A 21106-nucleotide genomic window follows, 5' to 3' on the forward strand; every position below is an offset into this window, starting at 1 on the left:
ACTTTACCCGGCGCAAAGCCCCGTGGATCAACAAAATTACAGGGTTTCCTTGGGGCGGCCGGGATCGCCCGACCTACCTTTAGCCGTTGCTCGACCCAGCTTCGGGGCGCACGAATCCCTGAATGCGATCCACGTTCATGACCTGAAAGAATGGGCTCTTGCTCCCTGGGGCAGAAAGAAAAAGGTGACCACTTTTTTTCAGGAACTTCGAAAAATCCGATCCTTTGCTCAGGTGTTTTTTGAATGCCTTTTCGTTTTTGTAGATTTCCACGAACACAATCTTATCGTCATCGCATGGCGGGACCGAGTCCGCGCCACCTGAGTGCACAAGGTAACCCCAGGTATCAGGTTCGTTTTTCTTGACGTCCCTAGCAAGCCGCCGGAGTGCAGCAATACCTTCGGACCGGGTTTCTGGGTTCAGATACCAAATCGCAATCGTGGTTAGCATTTCCTCGCTCCTTTCATGGGTTGGACCGATCGTCTAAATGCGGGTCCAACGGTTTGGTTGCCGCTCAATATTGGCAACGTCACCGGCGGAACGGGTCGCTAATCCTGGGCATTTGTTGAGTTCAATTCTTCACTTACTGCGCAGGTCTTTGGCCACCTTGAACCGGTGACACGGTTCCGCCGAAAAATAGTCTTTAACAAGTATCCAAGCGGTGATGGTTATGCATCCAACTGCAAGTCGGCCGCACGTAGAAGAATGCGCCCGAACTCACGCCCACCGAGGCTGTGTTTGACCTGCGTGTATATCATAAAGACGGGCGTAAATCCCGAATTTATGTTGCGACCACGCCTTCTGCGACCCATTCGTCGAACTGGGCCAATACATGATCGCAAAACGCGGCATCGTTGATATGTGCGTCTATTTCGGTCATAGGAACGCGCCCGGGCATGACTTTACGGGCCTCATCCATCATCTCGGCCAGGGCTTCGGGATCATACGCCTCTTCACCCTCCTTGTCCCAGGCTTCGACCCCGTGAACGGGCAGAAAAAAGTGAACCGGGCCAGTTGCGGCCTCCAATCGGTTGGCAAGCTCCCGCACCCAGGCACGGCGTTCATCGCCATTGAAGACCGAGCTTTTTATCAGGCGGTTGTGTTCATGAAATGGACGGTCGGCATACTGGTCAGGGATGTCCTGCCATCCGGCAAAGTCCAAAAGGTCCAGCGCGCCTGGCGCAACCAGCTGTGGTGTGCCCACACGCCCGGCATTTGTCACGCGATCCTCACCGCTGGAGACCACGGAACCCGCCATCAGGTTCCCGAATTCCTGCATGCAGAAGTCCATGACGCAGGCAAACGCCCCTTCACCCGCCAGTTTTTCGAATGCCATGCCGCCCATTCCGGTGGAATGAAAAACGGCAACCTCGAACCCGCGCTCTTCCAGCGCTGGTTTGAGCGTTTTCATATAGCGCAGACACGAGGACCCAAGGCTGGTCATCCCGATCAGCGGTTTGCTGCGATCCGGTATTGTGGCAGCTTTTGTGGCACCAACAACAGCGCCGGCCGCTTGCGCAAGCGAAGATTGGCAGATCGAATTCATACCGTAGAGCCCCCCGGCCCACAGGATCATCTGAATGTCCGGAGCCAGTCGGTGCGGCGGGATCAACGGAGAAAAACTGACGGTAGACACGATGTATTTCGGCACCCCCATTGGCAAGGCCTGCGCACAATCCAGGGCCAGATCGGTACCCATGGTCCCTCCAGTAGCCAGCATCCCATCAAATCGGCCATCCGCATAGGCTTGGGCCACGGTCTTCGAGGCACCATCTGACATCACGCGAAAGGCTTTGTTCTCGTCCCCTTGTGCGATGACATCTTCGATGGTCATTCCAGCCGCTTGGGCGACGTCGTGCTTGGAGATGTCGGTTGGCTCCAAAGGGTCGCCCAATACCGAGACATCCATCGTCAACACATCCGCGCCCTGCGCCTTGATCGCCTGTTCGATGAACCGCATCTCGGGTTCTTTCGTGTCGTAGGTCCCAATCAGCAGGATTGTCTTTGTGGTCATTGGTTCCTCCTATTCATGCGACCTATGGGCCCCAGACAAAGCGGTGAAAACATGTCGTACAGACACCCCGCAGTCAGAGCTTTATCCAGGCGGTTTTCAATTCAAAGTACTTCTCAAGCGCGTGCAAAGATTTGTCATGCCCGTTCCCGGATTGACCCACGCCCCCAAGCGGAACGGTCAGGTCCGAGCCGCCATAGGTGTTCACATGCATGACCCCGGTCCGCACTTCGGCCACCATGCGATGCGCGCGACTGAGGTTCGAAGTCCAGACTGCGCCTGCGAGCCCATAGACTGTGGCATTGGCAAGCCGGATCGCCTCGGCTTCGTCATTGAACGGGGTCACGGCCAAGACTGGGCCGAAGACTTCGTTCTGAAACAGATGATCCGTTTCTTTGACACCTGCCATTACTGTAGGGGACATATAGTAGCCCCCGGTTTCGGGCAGAATGCGGTTTCCGCCCGTACGACGTTCGGCACCTTCAGCTTCGGCCTTGGTAACGAACTCCAAATTGGCCTCTAACTCGGGCAGGCTATGCACGGCACCAATCTGGCTGTTCAGGTTCAACGGATCACCAACGCGAAAGGCTGCGGCGTAGCGCGTGATCTCGGCGACAAAATCCTCGTAGATGTCCTGCTGCACCAGCAGGCGCGAGCCCGCGATACAGACCTGTCCGGAGTTGCGGAAAATCCCGGCGGCCGAGACCTTTGCAGCTTCCGCCAAATCGGGCGCGTCAGCGAAAACAATATTTGGAGACTTGCCACCCAATTCCAGATAGCAGCGTTTCAGATTGGACCGCGCCGAGTATTCCAGCAGTCGCCGACCTGTCGCGCCGGATCCCGTGAAGACCATGATGTCCACATCCATCGACAAGGCCAAAGCTTCGCCCGCGACCGAACCACGCCCGGTCACCACATTGAAGACGCCATCCGGAACTCCGGCTTCGGCAGCCAGTTCAGCGATTTTCAACAGGCTGAGCGATGCGCTTTCTGCCGGTTTCAAGACGATGGAGTTGCCCGCTGCAAGGGCAGGGGCGATTTTCCAGCTGCCGATCATCAGCGGGAAGTTCCAGGGCACAATCGCCCCGACAACACCGACAGGCGCATGATGCACGAGGCCCAGAACGTCATGGCTGGTCGGGGCAATCTGCCCGTAAATCTTGTCGATGGCTTCGGCATAGTAGCGGAAAGTGGCCGCAGCCGAGAGCGCCTCGGCCTTATAGGCCATATTGATCTCGGTTCCGTTGTCACGTACGCCCAGCACCGCGATCTCGAGCGCGCGGGATTCGATCAGATCCGCCAGTTTCAGCAGAACCTTCTTGCGTCCTGCAGGGGCCATGCGCGACCACCGGCCATCCTCAAACGCGGTCCGCGCGGCGCGCACCGCTGCATTCACATCCGCCGGGCTGCCCTCGGCGATTTGAGCGAGAGGCTGGCCGTCGATGGGCGACAGCACCTCATGCAGGGCGCCAGTTTCACCGGCACGGAAATCGCCATTGATAAAGTGTCCGCGTGTGGCAATCTCCTGCACGCGCAAGGCATCGATGGAAGACTGATCCATGAAAGCTATCCTTGTTGGTTCGGGTGGTCGGAATCCACGGCTGGGACATGGGGTTCGGGGCGCAGCTTGTTTTTGAACTCGTAGTACAGCGTGCGGAAATGCAGGATCAGGATCAGCACAATCAGGCCGAACAGAATGGCTGCGATGGGCCGGTCGATGAAGTCCAGCGGCGTCTTGACCCGAGCCATTGCGCTACGAAGCTTGGTTTCCATGATTCCACCCAATACCATGCCCAGGATGATCGGGACGATCGGCAGATCAAGCCGTTTGAGGATCAGACCAAAGACGCCAAACCCCGCAGCGATCGCGCAATCGGTGATCGAATTGCGCAGGCTGTATACTCCGACAAAAGCAAGGATCAGGATCATCACGCCGAGGAAGCGTGTGGGGATTTGAATGATCTTTAACAGCAGGTTTGTCGAAAACAGCAGAAAGACCAGAACGATCACATTCAGCAGGATCAGCGCCATATATAGGGCCATGACGAAATCCATCTGGTTCTCAAACAGTTGCGGGCCGGGGATCACGTTGTGAACATAGAAGACCGACAGCATCATCGCCGTAAGCGCTTCGCCGGGTATACCGAGGGCGAGTAGGGGGATCATCGCTGCCCCCGGCACGGCGTTGTTCGCGGCTTCGGATGCCACCAACCCTTCGGGCGAGCCATCGCCGAATTTGTCGGGATTTTTCGAGCTTTTCTGAGCATAGGTGTAGGACAGAAACTGCGAAGTGAACTCACCCGTTCCCGGCACCATGCCCATGAATACCCCGATGCTTGAAGAAACGGTAGCGATCCGTTTCAGGCCCAACAGTTCCTTCAAACCTGCAAAGATATTCCCGCTGACATGGGTGTCCTCTGGAGCGTGGTTCTTTTCCAACAGCAAAAGAAAAGCCTGGCTGAGCGCAAACAGGCCCAGCACAACCACGATCAGGTCAACGCCTGACGCCAGCCAACTTTGATCGAATGTATAGCGGCGCGTATATTTGACGGGCTCCAGTCCGACCGTGTTCAAAAAGACGCCAAATGCAGCAAGCATACCTGCTGCAAAGATCTGTCCTCGATGGGCTAAAACGACCAGAACAATACCTAGCAACGCGGCCAAAAAAATCTCGCGGCTGCCAAAATGCGGGGCGATCATGGCCAACACGGGCGAGAGGACCATCAGGCAGATGATGGCAAAGACTCCCCCGAAGAATGAAGCTGAATAAGCCAGCGATAACGCCCTGTGGCCTTGGCCGCGCTTGGTCATTGGATAGCCATCATAGGTCGTCAGCGCATTGACCGCCGTGCCGGGCGTGTTGATCAGGATGGCCGGGATCGCGCCGCCATACATGGATGATCCGTAAATCCCCAACAACAAGGTCAGACCGACGATGGGCTCAAAGGCAAAGGTTGCGGGCAACAGGATGGCGATGGCAACGGCAGCGCCCACACCGGGCAGCGCGCCGATGATGACACCACCGATCGAGCCGATGAACAAGGCCACGATGACCTGCCATTGCAGCAGGATTGAAACACCGGACAGAAGGGTATCCATACGTGCCTCCCTACAAATATGTCAGCGCAAAGGCGCGGATCGAGTCGGGAAGGTATTCATAGACAGCCCCTGCCGGGATTTTGACTTGCAGAAACGCTCGGAACACGATGGTGACGACGAAGCCGAACAGGGCTGCGATGCCGATCGCGCCCGAGCCTCGAAACCCTGAGCGCAGCGTCAGAAACACCGCGAACAACATGGTGGACGGCAGATAGCCAAGCTGTGGCACCAGTAGGACATAAATCAGGAAATAAGCCACATATTCCAGAGACCGGACCCAAAACCCGACCTCGGCCCAACGACCATCGATCCGATCGGATAAGGCAGAGCTGAGCCAATGTAAAAAGCTGAACAAGACCATGCACCACACGGCAACGGTGGGCCACAGACCGGGTTGAGCAAACCATTTGGTCCGCTTGACGACCTGCGTCTGCTCCCCAAGCTGAGACAGCAGAAACACCGAGAAAGCCAGGAACAATGCGGCAAAGACAATATCACCCGGACGGCGATACCGTTTGAACATGTCCTGAAGCGTTCTTGCGATCATTTCATCCTCCCAGCCCTATGAAGAAGGCGCGGAAATCACTGCCCGCGCCTCGATCCGGGGTGTTACTCGCCTAGAATCTCTTCTATTTTGGCGAATGACGCTTTATCTTGCTCGATCTGGGCATTCGAAGCATCGGGATCCTGCCAATAGATCAGCGCACCGGTTTCTTCGGCAAGCTTTTTAGCCTTGTCCGATTGCAGTGCTTTTTGGGCTGCGGCGGTGATTTTTTCGCGAACCTCGGGCGGCGTGTCTTTGTGAACAAACAATCCGTTCCACAGCGCCAATGGCAGGTCTGGGTTAAGCTCAACCACTGTCGGCGTATCCGGTACCAGAGCGATCCGGTCGCCGCCGATGCTGGCCAGCACGTTCACTTCATCCAGACAGGGCAGAATAAGCTGGAGCGTGGTGTTGATGACATCAACGTCACCGGACGCCAAGGTGTTGCAGTCCAGCGCATCGAACGCGGCTTCGCTGGCAAAGTCGAAACCGCTGCTGACAGCGGCGGCAAAAGTAACCTGCGTGGGTGGCAGAACCGAGCCAAAGTGGCCGAGTGCCACGTCGTTTGACTTGCCGTGTTCCACCAACTCATCCCAGCTTTGGAACGGGGCGTCTTTGCTCGACGCGATTACGAACGGGTAGGTCAGGAAGATGCCGATCGGTTCAAACGGGTTCGGGTTCAATTCAGGAATACCAATCTCGGGCCCGATGACCGGAACACCAATCACAAACGACCCGATCGTATAGCCATCCGCCGGTGCTGTGGCGACTTCGACTGCGCCGGGGAAAGGACCACCACCGCCGCCGGGCTTGTTCACAACAGCTGCCGGTACCCCGTACATCGCCTGAAATTCATCTGCGATCATTCTGGTCAGGACGTCTTCAAGATCACCCGGAGGCCAAGGAACCACAAAGGATACGGGCTTTTCGGGGTATTCTGCCAAAGCGGCCGTTGCAGAGGCGGCCATCACGGCTGCCGCAATAAACTTTTTCATTTACACCTCCCAGTGTATGGTTCATTATTTGAACCGTGTTAACAATAATAATCTTGCTTTGTTAAGTTCATTCTGTCAAGGATAACATCAACGGAAGGAGGCAAAACACATGGGTGCCGCACTTAATGCGCTAAAAATGCTGGACTTATTCTCAAACACGATGGCCGAAATCGGCCTGAGTCAGGCCGCGCGCCTGTCAGGATTGAACAAGGCTACAGCCCTGCGTCACCTACGAGCGCTTGAAGAATTCGGGTTGATCGAACAAAACCCGCAGTCAAAGACATATACCATCGGACCAGCTGCGCTGCGGCTTGCGGCACTGCGCGAGATTGCCAAACCCGGCCTTGAAGGCGCGCGCCAAAAAATGCACTTGGCCATGCAGGAGATTGGCGAAAGCCTGCACCTAACGCTGCTGGAACAGGGCAGCCTGCAAACCGCCATCGTGGTTGAGACAACCAAGCACAGCGTTCGCGTCAGCCTTGATCCAAGCGAGATAATCCCGGTCAACGCGACTGCGGCGGGTCTATGTATGCTCAGCTTTGGCCCACCTTTCCTGCTGGATCGTCTGGATCAGGAAGCGCAGGTACGTTTCACCGAATCCACCCTGACAGACCCGGATCTGATCAAGGAAAAAGTTGCTCTGATCCAGCGGGCTGGCTGGGCCAACAGCAACGGCAGCTACGAAGAAGGTGTTTTTGGTTTTGCAACGCCAATCTTTGGCATCGATCAAATCGCCCTTGGAACCATTTCGATCGCCGTGCCCGAGATTAGAGCCACTTATGAGCGCCTGCCCTTGATCCTGAAATCCCTTCAATCCCTCTCGCGCGATCTGACCGCAAATTTCGGCGGCCAAATGCCCGAGGCCTTTCCAACCGAGTTCCACCCATGAGCGAAAGTGGACAACCCCGGAGAACCGCAACATGAAAGACTCCAACTTTCTTAAGGAGAACAACGCCCGCCATTTCTGGCATCCGATGGCGCACCCGGCCGACAGCCGGAACAACCCTCCGACCATTCTGACCGGCGGGGAAGGAGTTAGCATCATCGATGTGGACGGGCACAAGGCCATCGACGCCGTAGGTGGCCTTTGGAACGTCAACCTGGGCTATTCTTGCGATCCGGTGAAACAGGCGATCGCCGACCAGCTATACGCCCTGCCTTATTATTCGACCTTCCGGGGTACGAGCAACGACAAGGCGATCGAGCTGTCTTACGAGTTGGCACAGTTCTTTGCTCCTGATGGGCTGACACGCGCCTTTTTCACCTCGGGCGGATCGGATTCTGTGGAAATCGCACTAAAGCTTGCGCGTCAGTTCCACAAAGTTCGGGGTGAGGCCGGTCGCACCAAGTTCATTAGTCTCAAGCAGGGATACCACGGCACCCATTTCGCTGCCGCTTCGGTTAACGGCAATCAGAAGTTCCGCGCCGTGTATGAACCCATGATGCCAGGCTGTTTTCATGTACCTGCGCCTTGGACCTATCGCAACCCGTTTGACGAAACCGACCCTGAACGCCTGGCTCAGCTTTGCGTCAAAGCGCTTGAAGCCGAGATTGCGTTCCAGGGGGCCGACACGGTTGCCGCCTTCATCATGGAGCCGATTTTGGGCGCTGGCGGTGTAATTCCGCCGCACAAAAGCTTTATGCCCATGGTGCGTGAGGTTTGTTCGAAGAACGGTATTCTGCTGATTTCAGACGAAATCATCACGGCGTTTGGTCGAACCGGTAGTGAAAGCGGAGCGAGACATTGGGGCGTCCAGCCTGACATCATGACGACGGCCAAGGCGATCACCAATGGCTATTTCCCGTTTGGCGCCGCGATGATCTCGGGGGCAGTTGCCGAGGTATTTGAAAATGACACAACCGGGTTGGCATCCGTTGATCAGGGATACACCTATTCCGGTCACCCCGTCGGCGCGGCGGCGGCACTGGCGGCTCTTTCAGAAATCAATCGTCTGCGGATTTGGGAAAACGCTGCAGCACGCGGGGATGAGCTGTTCGAGGGCTTGAAGAAACTGGCTGAAAAGCACGAGGTGATCGGTGACGTACGAGGGGGCGAGGGCCTTATGTGCGCGCTGGAGCTGGTCTCGGACCGCGCAAGCAAGGCGCCGATTGCCAAACAACTGCCAATACAGGTGCAAAAGGCAGCTTATGAGGATGGTGTGATGGTGCGCGTATCTGGCAACAACATCATCATTTCGCCACCTCTGATTGTCACATCCGACGATGTTGCGAAGATCCTGTCAGCGCTGGATACAGGATTGTCGAGTTTGTAGTCGTCGCGCAGACCCCGCTTGCCAACTGGCGGGGTCAAACCTTAACAGCTTGCAGCTCTTCAAGCAGGTCCAGTAGCTCATCAAGCTTCTCTCGCCCCATCTGCGCCTCAATACTATTTGAAATGGCCAATGACGCTTGCAGGTTGTCTTTCAAAATCTGCCGACCCGCATCAGTAATCATCACCATCGTCCGCCTTTTATCCTGGCTGTCCTGACGGCGCGTGACCTGTCCATCGGCTTCCATGCTGCGCAATATTCGCGTCAGGCTGGGCAGCAACAGACAAGCTTCTTTGGCGATAGCGCTTTGCTCGACCTCGCCAAGCTCATCCAGTACGCGCAGGACGCGCCATTTTTGCTCGGATATCTGTATATCCTGCAGCATGTCCCTGATGGGGGCCATGATCGTTTCGCGGGCGCGCAATAATGCAATGGGAAGCGACCTTGAGGTGCTCTTGGTATGGCTTTGAGTGTTCATGCCGCCTTCTAGAGTGCTGCCCCAGGAAATGCAAAGATTAACAACGCAACTTCTTGACGACATAAGCTCATAATGATAAACATGTTAATTAATAACGGAGGAATCATGCCGCATTTTCACGTCGAATATTCCGGGAATCTGGAAGACAGGATCGACATGGGCGGTCTGTGCGATTGCATCCGTGCAACGGCCGCTGAGGTTGACACCTTTCCGCTAGCAGGCATTCGCGTCCGAGCGATCCGTGTTGATCACTATGCCATCGCAGACGGAAATCCAAAGCATGGGTTCATCGATATTTCGATCCGGCTGCGGGCCGGTCGTTCGCAGGCCGACAAGAAGGACGCAACGCAGCGCATCTTCGAGGCGGCCCGAACCTATCTGGAGCCCGCCATGAGCCAGCATTCCATCGCGCTGTCGCTTGAGATGCGCGACATCGATCCCGACCTCTCCCCCAAAACCGGCACGATCCGCGACCATCTGGAGGCCTGACCATGAGTGACCTGCACAAGAATATTGAACGGCTTGATGGTTTCCTTGCCCGTTTCAAGAAGACCGGGATCAAGAACCGGATCGCAGGAGAAGATCAAGATGGGTCAGCAGGGGTGTTTCAGACGATCTCTCCGGTGGATAAATCGGTGATCTGCGACGTCGCCCATGGCACTACGGAAGATGTCGATACAGCAGCACAGGCCGCGCATGAGGCCTTTGCAGATTGGCGCGACATGCCCGCCCCGGAGCGCCGCCGGATATTGCTGAATGTTGCAGATGCGATTGAGGCAAGAGCCGAAGAGATCGCGCTGTGCGAATGCTGGGATACCGGCCAGACCCTGCGCTTTATGTCCAAAGCCGCCCTGCGAGGGGCTGAGAATTTTCGCTATTTTGCCGATCAGGTGGTTCAGGCGCGGGATGGTCAACACCTGAAATCACCGACACTGATGAACATAACCACCCGCGTCCCAATCGGGCCCGTTGGTGTCATCACGCCGTGGAACACCCCGTTCATGCTTTCGACATGGAAGATCGCTCCGGCACTGGCCGCTGGCTGTACGGTCGTCCACAAACCAGCTGAAGATTCACCGCTGTCTGCGCGGCTATTGGTCGAAATCGCGGAAGAAGCCGGTCTGCCCAAGGGTGTGCTGAACACTGTCAACGGTTTTGGTCCAGACGCAGGTAAGCGGCTGACCGAACATCCATTGATCAAAGCCATTGCCTTTGTCGGTGAAAGCCGTACGGGCAGCATCATTACCAAGCAAGGCGCAGATACGCTTAAACGGATGCATCTGGAGTTGGGCGGTAAGAACCCGGTCATCGTCTTTGACGACGCCGACTTGGATCGCGCGCTGGATGCGGTGATCTTCATGATCTATTCGATCAACGGCGAACGCTGCACGTCTTCTTCGCGGCTGCTGGTACAGGATACGATCAAGGAAGAGTTCGAAGCCAAGCTGATCGAGCGCGTGAACAATATCAAGGTCGGCCACCCGTTGGACCCTGCAACCGAGATTGGCCCTCTTGTAACGGAAGAGCATTACAACAAGGTCACTTCATACTTCGACATCGCCAAGGAAGACGGCGCGACTGTCGCGGCCGGTGGCGTCAAGGTGGGCGAAGAGGGGTACTTCGTACGGCCCACCCTGTTTACTAACGCTAACAATCAAATGCGCATCGCACGCGAGGAAATCTTTGGCCCTGTCCTGACCGTGATCCCGTTCTCGACTGAGGAGGAGGCGCTGCAGATCGCAAATGACACGCAATATGGTCTGACCGGCTATGTCTGGACCAACGATCTGACCCGCGCGTTACGTTTCACGGACAAGCTTGAGGCCGGAATGATCTGGGTGAACTCGGAAAACGTGCGCCATCTGCCCACACCGTTTGGCGGGGTCAAAGCGTCCGGCATCGGTCGCGATGGCGGCGACTGGAGCTTTGAGTTCTATATGGAACAAAAGCATGTCGGCTTTGCCACAGGCCAGCACAAGATCATGCAACTGGGCAAGCTCTAGCGGCCCCTCAGACGACAATCGCGCGAAAAACCTTAACTCCAGGAGCAGACCATGGGAGAAATCGTTCTTGCCGCCAAAATGACCCATGTGCCGACGCTGCTCATGTCTGAGCAGGAAGGCCCGGTGAAAGGTAAACGCCAGCCTGCCATTGATGGCCACCGCGAGATCGCGCGCCGCGCCAGAGCATTGGGGGCGACCACGGTGATCATCTGTGACACCCATTGGGTGATCAATGCCGGGTTCCACATCAACGCCAATGAGAAGTTCGAAGGCCTGTTCACGTCGAACGAGTTCCCGCAATTCATTCAGGACCTGCCGTATTCCTATACGGGCAATCCTGAAATGGGCGACGCCATTGCTAAGATAGCTTCAGAAAAGGGCGCCTATACTTTGGCGCATCACCTGGACAGCCTCGAACTGGAATACGGCACACTGGTGCCGCTGCGGTTCATGAGCCGCGAGCATGATATGAAGGTTGTCTCGGTCGCGGCCTGGGCCACGGTGCATAGCCATGAAGAAAGCCGAATTGTCGGCGAGGCCATCCGTGAAGCGGTTGAGGCCAGTGACGAAAAGGTGCTGCTGGTCGCGTCAGGCTCGCTGTCGCACAAAATCTGGGCCAACAAGGACTATGCCGCCAACAACGGCACTTTCACCATCAGTTCGGAATTCAACCGTCAGATGGACCTGCATGTGCTTGAGATGTGGAAGAACGGCGATCATGCCACGTTCCTGAAGATGCTGGGCGATTATGCCAATTTCTGCTGCGGCGAAGGCTCGATGCACGACACGTCGATGCTTTACGGCGCGCTGGGGTGGGATACCTATGACAAGAAATGCGAGGTTGTGACTGAGTATTTCCCAAGCTCCGGCACCGGCCAGACAAACGTCATCTTCCCCGTATAACAGGAGGTTAAAATGCCCGTTCCAGCCCCCAACCTGTATCCCGACTTCAACACAATCCGGCTGAGCCATGTTTGCCTGAACGTCAGCGATTTGTCAGCTTCGTGTAAATTCTACTCGGAGGTTCTGGGTTTGCAGGTCACGGACGAAAGCGACACACATGTCTACCTGCGCGCTATGGAGGAACGTGGACATCATTGTGTGATCCTGCAGAATTCCGATCAGCCGGCGACTGTCGAGGTCATGGGTTTCAAAACCTTCGACGAAGAGGATCTGGATCGGGCCGAGGCGTATTTTCAATCCAAAGGCCGACCGACCTCATGGGTTGATCGCCCCTATCAGGGCCGGACTCTGTTAACCTCGGACAATTTGGGCATACCGCTGGAGTTCTATCACAAGATGGATCGCCTGGAGCCGATCCATCAGAAATACGCGCTCTATCGTGGTGTGAAACCGCTGCGGATCGATCACTTCAACTGCTTCTCAACCAATGTCGATGACAGTGTCGCATTCTACAGTGATTTCGGGTTCCGCGTGACCGAGTATACGGAAGACGAAGACAGCAAGAAACTGTGGGCCGCGTGGATGCACCGCAAGGGTGGGGTGCATGATATGGCCTTCACCAATGGCAAAGGCCCACGGATGCACCACGTGGCCTTCTGGGTGCCAACACCGCTGAACATCATCGATTTGCTCGATCTAATGGCCACCACCGGCTATGTGGACAACATCGAACGCGGCCCGGGGCGACATGGTATTTCGAATGCTTTCTTCCTGTATATTCTCGATCCCGACGGACACCGGATTGAGATTTATTGCTCGGATTATCAGACCGTTGACCCCGATCTGGAGCCGATCAAATGGGACCTGAAGGACCCGCAGCGTCAGACGCTCTGGGGCGCTCCGGCACCGCGCAGTTGGTTTGAACACGGCACATCCTTTGTCGGTGTGGATGTAAACGAGCCAGACCTGTCTGCGTCTCCCATCATCGCACCGTAAGCAAAGTATGCTTGATCTAAAACATCTTAGTATGGGCGGGTTCCATAACGCCGAGGAGGCCTGATGCGCATTGCAACCTACACTGCCAACGGTGAAACATTTTTTGGTGCGATCACTGATGAAGGCGCGGTCGCACTAAACAGCGAATTTGCCGAGTTCAAAAGCCTCTACGAGGTTGTCGCCGCTGGTGCGTTTGGCCAATTGGCCGAGGCTGCCGAAGGAAAGCCGGTAACCCATACGGATTTCACCTTTGAGATGGTGATGCCGGATGTCCGTCGCATTCTGTGCGTTGGTGTGAACTTTCCAGATCGCAACGCGGAATACAAAGATGGCAGTGCCCAGCCGAAATACATGTCGCTGTTTCCGCGCTTCGCCAGTGGATTTACCGGCCATAATCGCCCTCTGATCCGCCCGCCCGAAAATCACACGCTGGATTACGAGGGTGAAGTGGCCATCGTGATCGGCAAAGCAGGCCGCCGGATTTCGCAGGACGATGCTTATGGCCATATCGCAGCCTTGACCCTGTGCAACGAAGGGACAATCCGCGATTGGGTTCGGCACGCCAAGTTCAACGTCACGCAAGGCAAGAACTGGGACAATTCGGGTGCCATCGGCCCTTGGCTGGTCCCTTTCACTGGCGCTGCCCAGTTGGATGACGCCCGCATTCAGACTCATGTGAATGGTGAATTGCGTCAGGACGATACGTTGAACCGAATGATGTTCCCGATCCGGCGCGAGATCGAATACATCTCGACCTTTATGACCCTTCATCCGGGCGATATCATCGTCACCGGCACCCCAACTGGTGCAGGTGCACGATTTGATCCGCCAAAATACCTGGCTCCCGGCGATGTGGTTGAGGTATCCGTCGATGGGATAGGCACCCTGTGCAACACCATCGAGGACGAGCAGATATGACCCCGGAAGACCACGCGCGCGCTGCCGCCGATCTGCTGAACGCGGAAAGGACGCGACAGCAGATCGGTCTACTGACATTGCGGTATCCCGAAATGGCGATGGATGACGCTTATGAGGTGCAGAATGCCATCTATCGTGCCAAATTGGCGGAAGGGCGCAAGGTCATCGGCTGGAAGATCGGGCTGACCTCGAAAGCGATGCAATATGCGTTGAATATCGACATTCCTGACAGTGGTATCCTGTTTGACAACATGGCCTTTGAAAATGGCGGGACCGTTCCCGCAGGTCGTTTCATCCAACCCCGGATCGAAGCCGAGATCGCCTTTGTCATGAAGGAAGCCATTGGCGGCGCCGATGTGAGCCGCGATCAGGTTTTGCAGGCGACCGACTATGTTACTCCGTCCATTGAAATCCTCGACACTCGTATAAAGCGGGCAGACCCTGAGACTGGAAAGTCACGCACTGTATTCGACACGATCAGCGACAACGCCGCAAATGCCGGCATTGTACTAGGGGCGGAACGCCGCCCAGCGGATGCATTTGACCTGCGATGGGTAGGGGCCCTAACCTTCCGCAACGGCGAAATCGAGGAAACCGGCCTGGGTGCGGGCGTATTGAATGATCCGGTCGAAAGTGTGGTCTGGCTTGCCCGTCGCATGGCGCAATACGGCCAGAGGATTGAACCCGGCCACGTGATTCTGTCCGGCAGCTTCATTCGCCCGATCGAATGCCCATCGGGTGCGGAAATCCACGCCGATTTCGGATCGTTCGGATCCGTCGACATCAGTTTTGCCTAAAGGAGCAGCGACATGCCCGCACCAAAGAACACCTTTAAGGCTGCATTGAAGGCTGGAAAGCCTCAGGTCGGGTGCTGGATCGGAATGGCCGACGCATATGCAGCAGAAATTTCCGCGACCGCAGGGTTCGATTGGTTGTTGGTCGATGGCGAACACGCACCAAACGACCTGCGCTCGACCCTTGAACAGGTGCGAGTGATCGAAAGTTCGGGCAGCGCGCCAGTTGCACGTCTACCGATTGGTGAGACATGGATGATCAAGCAATATCTCGATGCGGGTGTTCAGAGTATTCTGGTGCCGATGGTCGAAAGCGCTGATCAGGCGCGCGAACTGGTGCGCGCGGTGCAATACCCCCCACGCGGCGTCCGAGGTGTGGGATCATCCCTTGCGCGGGCTTCGCAATTTGCCAAAATCCCGGACTACCTCGATACGGCGGATGAGCAGATTTGTCTGCTGCTGCAGGTTGAGAACAACGCGGGCATGGCCGCTCTGGACGACATTCTGACGATTGATGGAGTAGACGGAGTTTTTATCGGACCTGCAGATCTGGCCGCCGACATGGGTCATATCGGCAACGCCGGGCATCCAGATGTTGTGGAGGCCATTGAAGACGCGCTGACCCGCATCGTCGCGGCAGGTAAAGCCGCGGGTATCCTAACACTGGACCCAGCAATGCAGCGTAGGTGCCTTGAGATCGGCGTGACCTTTCTGGCCACTGAAATTGACGTCACCCTTTTCGCAAAAAGCATGCGCGCCAAAGCGCAAAACGGCCTCGCGCTTTTGCCGCGGCAGAACGCAATCGGATCGGCGACAACAGAAAATGCCAGCAAGTACTTACAGCAATTATGCAAACATTGGTCACATAAGGGACAGGTCGAGTTCGATGCAGATACTGGAACCGTTTCTTTTGGCAGTGGCAATGCCGTTGAACTAAAGGCTACGCCAGTAGCACTGGAAGTTTGCGCCTCGGCGCAACAACGCGGTGACCTAGACAGTTGGAAGACGGTGATTTCCGATCACCTAAAACGGTTTGCCTTTCGCGAAGAGCTTGAACTGAACTGGGATGACTAGCGACTTTTGTTTTGCTGGAAATAGTATGGGTTTTTCTAAGCGTTCCTGCCTGCTCGCGTGTTTACAACTCGTTTGTTGTCAGTAACAGGGCGCCGTTGCGATGTCAGAGTATGCGCCAAGATCACTTAGGCAAGCATCTATTTCTAAGGTTATCTGAACACTTGCTCATGGATTACTCCCTAGAATGTTGTGGACGGCACTGCGGCGAGTTTGCAAGAAACCAACAGACCCGTCGGGGTGAATTGATGCGGTCAACTTGTCCAAGATCATCTTATAAGCAATTGAGTTTTATCTGTAAATTCTCAAGAACAAATAAAAGTCTCCTTCTTTTTGTTCTCATTGTTCAGCCGTATAAGAAAAAGAACCGGCTGTTACGTGGTGCAGCAGGGTCATCTAATTGAAAGACCCGCCGGTAGGATATCTCGATGAAGCTGCGGAAGAAGAACGAAACGCTCTTCGCTCACTTCAAACGCGTACTTGGGTTAGGACGGCTCCGATTTTGTGGCCCGTATGGCGCAAATTAAAAATTAACCCTCACTGCCACCGCCCAGAACATACACAAATGGGTCAATATCTTTACCGCACCGTAACAAACACGCAAAGCCTAATCGGGAAGGCGTTTTTTGCCGTGTTCAGATCATTGCATTCTGCGCGCGTAACACTTTGTTTTTGAATAAAACCAGTCGCTTTCTGCCCATTACTCTGGAAGCATCCCAAACCGGCCTTTCAAGCACGCTGTCGCGCCCGACCAATTTCTACGATCAAAAACTTGCACCAACTACAACGCCAACAGCGGGAACCTCTGTTGGCGCGGTGACCATCGATTTATCTGCAACTAGCTATTGGCTCAGTACTCGATCGCATATTTCCTGAGCGATTGGCATAGCGCTTGTTGCTGCCGGCGAAGGCGCATTTAATACGAACGTCATACGATCCTGAGATCTGAACAGAAAATCGTCTTCAAGTCGCCCGTCAGGATGAACGATCTGGGCACGATGGCCTGCCACGTAGTGACACAAATCCGGCAATTCAACTTTTGGACAGTATTTCTGAACTTGTTTGAGATAGTAACGCTTTGACACCGCGCTTCGAATTTCATTGGCTATGGCGCAAGGATGCTTGGCAAGAGATCGCCAAAAGCCTGCGAACAAGGCCATTTCACGAAAGTCTGCTGAGCTGAATGACACCTTGGAGTATCTTTCGCGTGCCAATGATATGATGGCATTCGGACCGACATTGATCGATCCATCAATCATAGGCGTCAAATGGATACCTAGAAACGGTAGGTTGGGGTCAGGCACAGGATAAATCAGATGCTTGACCAGTTTGGATTTTCGTTTTGGAAGACGATAATATTCCCCCCGAAACGGTACGACTTTGGCATCGCACGCAAGTCCCGCCATGCGAATTATACGGTCGGATTGCAAACCTCCACAAACAACAAGATGCTCACACCCGATCATACCCTTAAGTGTGATGAGCGCGGTTTTTCCATAACTGTTATCGATGCCTACCAAAGGGGTGGAATATAGAAATGTCCCTCCATTAGCCACGAAGTCCTCAAGGAGTGACCGAGCTATTTGGGAGTAGTCTACAATCGCGGTGTCTGGTAGCCGAACAGCGGCGCACCCCGCTACGTTGGGTTCCAAGGAAGTTAGGTCGGCCAAAGACAGGTCTTGAACTGTTACGCCGTTCTGACGCGCGCGATCCGCCAGGTCGCCAAGTCGAGCTTTCTCTTGATCGTTCGTGGCGACTAAGAGCTTCCCGCGTGTCTCGTACTTCAAGCCCTTTGTCTCGCAATAGTGCTTCGTTCTAAGCAGTCCTTCACGACAAAATCGCGCCTTTTTACTGCCCGGCTTGTAGTAGGCACCAGTATGGACCACACCGCTGTTACGGCCGGTTTGGTGACGTGCTGGAGCATCTTCTTTTTCGATTAGCAATATCCGCGCTTTGGGCGCTCGTCTGGAAAGCTCCAGCGCGGTAGCTACTCCGACAATCCCGGCGCCTACTACTGCATAATCGTAAGTTCCGAGATCCATAAACTCTCCTGTATTTTGAGCCCTTGATGTGCTGGGCATAGATCAAATTACGAGGCGGTTTATGAAGTGGCAATACCCGCCGGTCAGCTTCGCTTTTTCTGATGTTGGTTAAGTTATTACAAGTTTTTATGCGCCAGAGAGCCTTAGGAAGGCTCAAACGGGACTAGACTTCAAAGGCAACAACATGTCTGAACTGCAAGGCAATCGACCGGATGTCCGCTACCCATGATGTTGTACCGTTCGTGGTATTCGAAAGTATAGCTGGGGCAATGAAAAACGCCAAAACAAGCGAGATTATGTGGCAGAGATAATCTTATCTAAAGCCTCAGTTTTATACAGACGGTCTGAGATCGACAAGGTCGATCTGAAACAGTTTATGACCCCACCGAACTCGCAGAAAACTCGCCTCAGATTTCTGCTATATGATCCTGCCGCATCGCCTAACGGCAGGCTGCTCATCAATGCCAGCGCACGGAAGTGATCGCTGACCTGCCCGGCGGTCTCAAACAGGTTTATTTGGCTCTCGAGGCTGTTGCAGATCGCGTACAGATTTGTGTTCATTTCGACCTTGGTTCTGCCAATCAGGCGCCCGCGCTCCCTTTATCATCGAAAGACTGAACGCCGTGCGACTGACTCCGAGATATGTTGCGTCAACCATCATGCTCATTTCCTCACCGTTAATCAGCGGCCAACTCTATCAAACTCGGCGCAAAGATGCCTTTATCGCTCCGGTGCTGCCAACGGTTATGTAACGAATTGCGAAGACCGCGTACGCTGGGCGCATCTTGTAGATCTGAGTGACCTTGGTTCTCTCATTGAACGGGTTCCTTAGGCGCTGGCTTTGCGGCCGATCGATCTGACTCGATGATCTAACACTGACCACCTTCAGCCTCATCAGATCGCAGCCGCGCAACTTGCTATCGATTACCATGTTGAAGAGCGCTAGATCTCGATGATTTTCGGCGAGCTCGTGGAGCATTTGGATCGCCCAAACGTGTTTTGGTTTAAGCGGGCGCTGTTAACCTGCAATACGCCTTTCGTTCCAGACTGGACGAAGTGAGCGTATAGCAGTTAAGTTTGGCGTTTCCATGGCTGATGTTCCGATCCGCCATGCCCGCCAACAACGACAGCTCGGCGTTGATGCAATACAAAATCACAGGATGCAGCATTTGCTCCGATGGCCGCTGTGGAGCCAAAAGTGACTGACAAGGCAAATTGCGCCAATGTCGGAAATGCGCTTTTCTATTATCTTAACCGCCGTTGGAGCAGAAGCTTTAGGTCGTTACGCGATTACAATTGGTTGAGGCGAGTTTGTTGTCGGGCATATGGATATCACATGCAGTTCGGCTCAGTTTTCTAAGTATGGTTGATGGCAGTCATATTCTCGGTCCAATCTATAAAGGCAAACCTCGAAACGAGCGGTAGCTTCCTTGTTGATGCTGGTATCATAATTACGCCCGAAAAGAACGATCTTCGCCTTTAGGAGCGTCCGAACCGTCTGGTGATAATTGACGATGAACGTGTCAATCAAGTGATCCGAGATATTGTTGAAACAATTGAAACCGCGGTTAGTTCGCCATCTGGAGCGGAGTTTCTTAGCGAGGTTATGTTTCAAAAACTTCCAAAAGGGCTTGGCGCGGGATAGCAGCCAATGTCAGTGCTGATAGAAAGGGTGGACTTTCAGGACGCAATATCCATCTGAACCTTGTTGATGCGTTCGTTCTCCAAACTAACATCGTTTCGGTCGTGGCCAGCAGGTTGACGGTTGCAATGATTAACGGGCTTTGGGGTATGTCATCCAGTGACAACCAGGCCATGCTGAAGGAAGGCGGTAGTTAGTGTTCCCATTCAATCAGATCCATAAATGGCGTCAAGTATGGCGCATCGATATCGGTTTTACCTAACCAGCGTTCGAGCTAGCTGAGGATTGTCTTTTGGATGAGATTTTTCATTCGCTGGGCCCACTAAAGGATATGCAAGGTTCACCCGTTTTTTTGTATCTCGTTCATTGAACAAGGAAGGAGCGTCAATGGAGTACTGCCAATCTTGCTCAGAATGCAGTTTATACAAGCTTCGCCGCATAATCCTTACTATTTTTAGTACCTTGGAGGGCAATCACAAATTAGCTGTCGGTTAAAAAGCTTGATATTCATTCTCCAACTAAGAGACCGCCGATGACCAAAAGTTGGCGAATAACCCTTCAAAGTCTTAGCGAGAGACATGACATGCCGCCATCCAGCTTGGCGCAATCGGTGTTGTCAATTTCTACGATCTCATACCCTTCACGATCCAACATGTCTGCTGTGCGCGAGAAGCCTGCGGCCATCAGCACCAGATTGTTGAAGCGGATCGCGTTGGCAGCAGCTTCTTCCCCATCAGCAACATGAAGCACTCGGTAGCCCTCAAAGCAGCCTGATGCATCAAGTCTTCGGGTAGACAGGATTGTTTCGGCATCCATCAGTGAACAATCTGTCTTGAAGTGCAAAACGCCTTCCGGTGTAAACACTTCGCGCAGTTTGTGGCCCCACGCGGAGGTGATTTTAGACAGCTCGGCGACACCTTCAGCGTCCGTGCGGTCTGATCTGCCCACCAAAATTTCGCGACCGGTTACAAGAATATCTCCGCCCTCGATATGGCCGGGGCCGTTGATTTCCAGAACCGTCTCGTAGCAAGCGCGAAGATTTGGCGCCATTTCTGCCACCTCACCCATCCGCGATGGTGCGCCTGGCCGCATCAGCACAGCGCCTTGCGGCAGGCAAAGGGCCGTATCCTCGACAAACTGCGCGTCGGGGAACGCGTCGAGGGGATCAAGTTCGATTACTTCAGCCCCGGTGCTTTTCAGTGCAGCCACGTAAGCCTTATGTGCCGCCATCATCCCTTCGAAATCGGGGTTTCCAATATCCTTTGCACGCAAACCGCCGGCAATGGTCGCAGCCGGGCGGCGGGTGATTGCGCGGGAGAACTCAAAGGTCGGGTCTGACATG

The 21106-nt window shown here is 54.6% G+C and carries 18 protein-coding genes and 1 pseudogene; 10 read left to right on the forward strand and 9 right to left on the reverse strand.

Going from position 1 to position 21106, the window contains the following annotated elements; all coding sequences use genetic code 11:
• Positions 1–79 precede the first annotated feature (79 nt).
• From ACR0AU_RS07220 to ACR0AU_RS07245, 6 genes are all read right to left on the reverse strand, one after another.
• Complete coding sequence (locus tag ACR0AU_RS07220; protein ID WP_170561940.1) at positions 80–448, reverse strand: putative quinol monooxygenase; 369 nt, start codon at positions 446–448, stop codon at positions 80–82.
• Between the two features lie 331 nt (positions 449–779).
• Complete coding sequence (locus ACR0AU_RS07225) at positions 780–2012, reverse strand: Tm-1-like ATP-binding domain-containing protein (protein WP_170732663.1); 1233 nt, start codon at positions 2010–2012, stop codon at positions 780–782.
• A gap of 73 nt (positions 2013–2085) precedes the next feature.
• Positions 2086–3570, reverse strand: a complete 1485-nt coding sequence (locus ACR0AU_RS07230; protein ID WP_480795476.1) for an aldehyde dehydrogenase — start codon at positions 3568–3570, stop codon at positions 2086–2088.
• A gap of 5 nt (positions 3571–3575) precedes the next feature.
• On the reverse strand, positions 3576–5108 hold the full coding sequence (locus tag ACR0AU_RS07235) for a tripartite tricarboxylate transporter permease (protein ID WP_170407148.1): 1533 nt from the start codon (positions 5106–5108) through the stop codon (positions 3576–3578).
• Between the two features lie 10 nt (positions 5109–5118).
• Positions 5119–5655 carry a tripartite tricarboxylate transporter TctB family protein gene (locus ACR0AU_RS07240; RefSeq protein ID WP_170732665.1) on the reverse strand — a complete coding sequence of 179 codons (537 nt, stop codon included), beginning with the start codon at positions 5653–5655 and terminating at the stop codon, positions 5119–5121.
• Between the two features lie 62 nt (positions 5656–5717).
• Positions 5718–6647 (reverse strand): tripartite tricarboxylate transporter substrate binding protein, encoded by a 930-nt coding sequence (locus tag ACR0AU_RS07245; protein WP_170732666.1) that lies wholly within the window; start codon positions 6645–6647, stop codon positions 5718–5720.
• 109 nt (positions 6648–6756) lie between these two features.
• Between ACR0AU_RS07245 and ACR0AU_RS07250 the strand changes: the two genes are divergently transcribed.
• The gene (locus tag ACR0AU_RS07250; RefSeq protein ID WP_480795477.1) at positions 6757–7536 is read left to right on the forward strand and encodes an IclR family transcriptional regulator; all 780 of its coding nucleotides are present in this window, start codon (positions 6757–6759) and stop codon (positions 7534–7536) included.
• Positions 7537–7567: 31 nt separating this feature from the next.
• Positions 7568–8920, forward strand: a complete 1353-nt coding sequence (locus tag ACR0AU_RS07255; protein ID WP_480795478.1) for an aminotransferase class III-fold pyridoxal phosphate-dependent enzyme — start codon at positions 7568–7570, stop codon at positions 8918–8920.
• 34 nt (positions 8921–8954) lie between these two features.
• Here ACR0AU_RS07255 and hpaR read toward each other — a convergent pair whose 3' ends face one another.
• Positions 8955–9395 carry a homoprotocatechuate degradation operon regulator HpaR gene (gene hpaR / locus ACR0AU_RS07260; protein ID WP_170394006.1) on the reverse strand — a complete coding sequence of 147 codons (441 nt, stop codon included), beginning with the start codon at positions 9393–9395 and terminating at the stop codon, positions 8955–8957.
• Positions 9396–9500: 105 nt separating this feature from the next.
• On the opposite strand from hpaR, the gene ACR0AU_RS07265 reads away from it, so the two are divergent.
• The 8 genes and pseudogenes from ACR0AU_RS07265 to ACR0AU_RS07300 form a co-directional block, all read left to right on the forward strand.
• Positions 9501–9884 (forward strand): 5-carboxymethyl-2-hydroxymuconate Delta-isomerase, encoded by a 384-nt coding sequence (locus ACR0AU_RS07265; RefSeq protein ID WP_170422680.1) that lies wholly within the window; start codon positions 9501–9503, stop codon positions 9882–9884.
• 2 nt (positions 9885–9886) lie between these two features.
• Positions 9887–11398 (forward strand): 5-carboxymethyl-2-hydroxymuconate semialdehyde dehydrogenase, encoded by a 1512-nt coding sequence (gene hpaE / locus ACR0AU_RS07270; protein ID WP_170422682.1) that lies wholly within the window; start codon positions 9887–9889, stop codon positions 11396–11398.
• Between the two features lie 51 nt (positions 11399–11449).
• Entirely contained in the window at positions 11450–12301 is an 852-nt protein-coding gene (hpaD, locus tag ACR0AU_RS07275; protein ID WP_170509180.1) for a 3,4-dihydroxyphenylacetate 2,3-dioxygenase, read from the forward strand.
• Between the two features lie 12 nt (positions 12302–12313).
• Entirely contained in the window at positions 12314–13297 is a 984-nt protein-coding gene (gene hpaD, locus ACR0AU_RS07280) for a 3,4-dihydroxyphenylacetate 2,3-dioxygenase (RefSeq protein ID WP_480795479.1), read from the forward strand.
• Between the two features lie 63 nt (positions 13298–13360).
• On the forward strand, positions 13361–14215 hold the full coding sequence (locus ACR0AU_RS07285; RefSeq protein WP_170393996.1) for a fumarylacetoacetate hydrolase family protein: 855 nt from the start codon (positions 13361–13363) through the stop codon (positions 14213–14215).
• Positions 14212–15012: a 2-oxo-hept-4-ene-1,7-dioate hydratase gene (gene hpaH / locus ACR0AU_RS07290; protein ID WP_170732668.1), complete on the forward strand. Its 801-nt coding sequence runs from the start codon at positions 14212–14214 to the stop codon at positions 15010–15012. The genes ACR0AU_RS07285 and hpaH overlap by 4 nt, the downstream gene beginning before the upstream one ends.
• Before the next feature lie 12 nt (positions 15013–15024).
• Complete coding sequence (locus ACR0AU_RS07295; RefSeq protein ID WP_170732669.1) at positions 15025–16083, forward strand: aldolase/citrate lyase family protein; 1059 nt, start codon at positions 15025–15027, stop codon at positions 16081–16083.
• 419 nt (positions 16084–16502) lie between these two features.
• Positions 16503–16673 (forward strand): annotated as a pseudogene (locus tag ACR0AU_RS07300) (IS5/IS1182 family transposase); the annotation flags it as partial.
• A gap of 249 nt (positions 16674–16922) precedes the next feature.
• Here ACR0AU_RS07300 and lhgO read toward each other — a convergent pair.
• Both lhgO and ACR0AU_RS07310 read right to left on the reverse strand, forming a co-directional pair.
• Positions 16923–18122, reverse strand: coding sequence for an L-2-hydroxyglutarate oxidase (lhgO, locus tag ACR0AU_RS07305; RefSeq protein ID WP_170732670.1), 1200 nt, complete (start codon positions 18120–18122; stop codon positions 16923–16925).
• 2200 nt (positions 18123–20322) lie between these two features.
• Complete coding sequence (locus tag ACR0AU_RS07310) at positions 20323–21105, reverse strand: arginine deiminase family protein (protein ID WP_170663437.1); 783 nt, start codon at positions 21103–21105, stop codon at positions 20323–20325.
• Position 21106 lies beyond the last annotated feature (1 nt).

The organism is Ruegeria sp. CG1, assembly GCF_056537265.1.

Coding starts and splice junctions, on each gene's coding strand:
- ACR0AU_RS07220 (WP_170561940.1), bottom strand. CDS start 448: ATGCTAACCACGATTGCGATTTGGTATCTGAACCCAGAAACCCGGTCC.
- ACR0AU_RS07225 (WP_170732663.1), bottom strand. CDS start 2,012: ATGACCACAAAGACAATCCTGCTGATTGGGACCTACGACACGAAAGAA.
- ACR0AU_RS07230 (WP_480795476.1), bottom strand. CDS start 3,570: ATGGATCAGTCTTCCATCGATGCCTTGCGCGTGCAGGAGATTGCCACA.
- ACR0AU_RS07235 (WP_170407148.1), bottom strand. CDS start 5,108: ATGGATACCCTTCTGTCCGGTGTTTCAATCCTGCTGCAATGGCAGGTC.
- ACR0AU_RS07240 (WP_170732665.1), bottom strand. CDS start 5,655: ATGATCGCAAGAACGCTTCAGGACATGTTCAAACGGTATCGCCGTCCG.
- ACR0AU_RS07245 (WP_170732666.1), bottom strand. CDS start 6,647: ATGAAAAAGTTTATTGCGGCAGCCGTGATGGCCGCCTCTGCAACGGCC.
- ACR0AU_RS07250 (WP_480795477.1), top strand. CDS start 6,757: ATGGGTGCCGCACTTAATGCGCTAAAAATGCTGGACTTATTCTCAAAC.
- ACR0AU_RS07255 (WP_480795478.1), top strand. CDS start 7,568: ATGAAAGACTCCAACTTTCTTAAGGAGAACAACGCCCGCCATTTCTGG.
- hpaR (WP_170394006.1), bottom strand. CDS start 9,395: ATGAACACTCAAAGCCATACCAAGAGCACCTCAAGGTCGCTTCCCATT.
- ACR0AU_RS07265 (WP_170422680.1), top strand. CDS start 9,501: ATGCCGCATTTTCACGTCGAATATTCCGGGAATCTGGAAGACAGGATC.
- hpaE (WP_170422682.1), top strand. CDS start 9,887: ATGAGTGACCTGCACAAGAATATTGAACGGCTTGATGGTTTCCTTGCC.
- hpaD (WP_170509180.1), top strand. CDS start 11,450: ATGGGAGAAATCGTTCTTGCCGCCAAAATGACCCATGTGCCGACGCTG.
- hpaD (WP_480795479.1), top strand. CDS start 12,314: ATGCCCGTTCCAGCCCCCAACCTGTATCCCGACTTCAACACAATCCGG.
- ACR0AU_RS07285 (WP_170393996.1), top strand. CDS start 13,361: ATGCGCATTGCAACCTACACTGCCAACGGTGAAACATTTTTTGGTGCG.
- hpaH (WP_170732668.1), top strand. CDS start 14,212: ATGACCCCGGAAGACCACGCGCGCGCTGCCGCCGATCTGCTGAACGCG.
- ACR0AU_RS07295 (WP_170732669.1), top strand. CDS start 15,025: ATGCCCGCACCAAAGAACACCTTTAAGGCTGCATTGAAGGCTGGAAAG.
- lhgO (WP_170732670.1), bottom strand. CDS start 18,122: ATGGATCTCGGAACTTACGATTATGCAGTAGTAGGCGCCGGGATTGTC.
- ACR0AU_RS07310 (WP_170663437.1), bottom strand. CDS start 21,105: ATGTCAGACCCGACCTTTGAGTTCTCCCGCGCAATCACCCGCCGCCCG.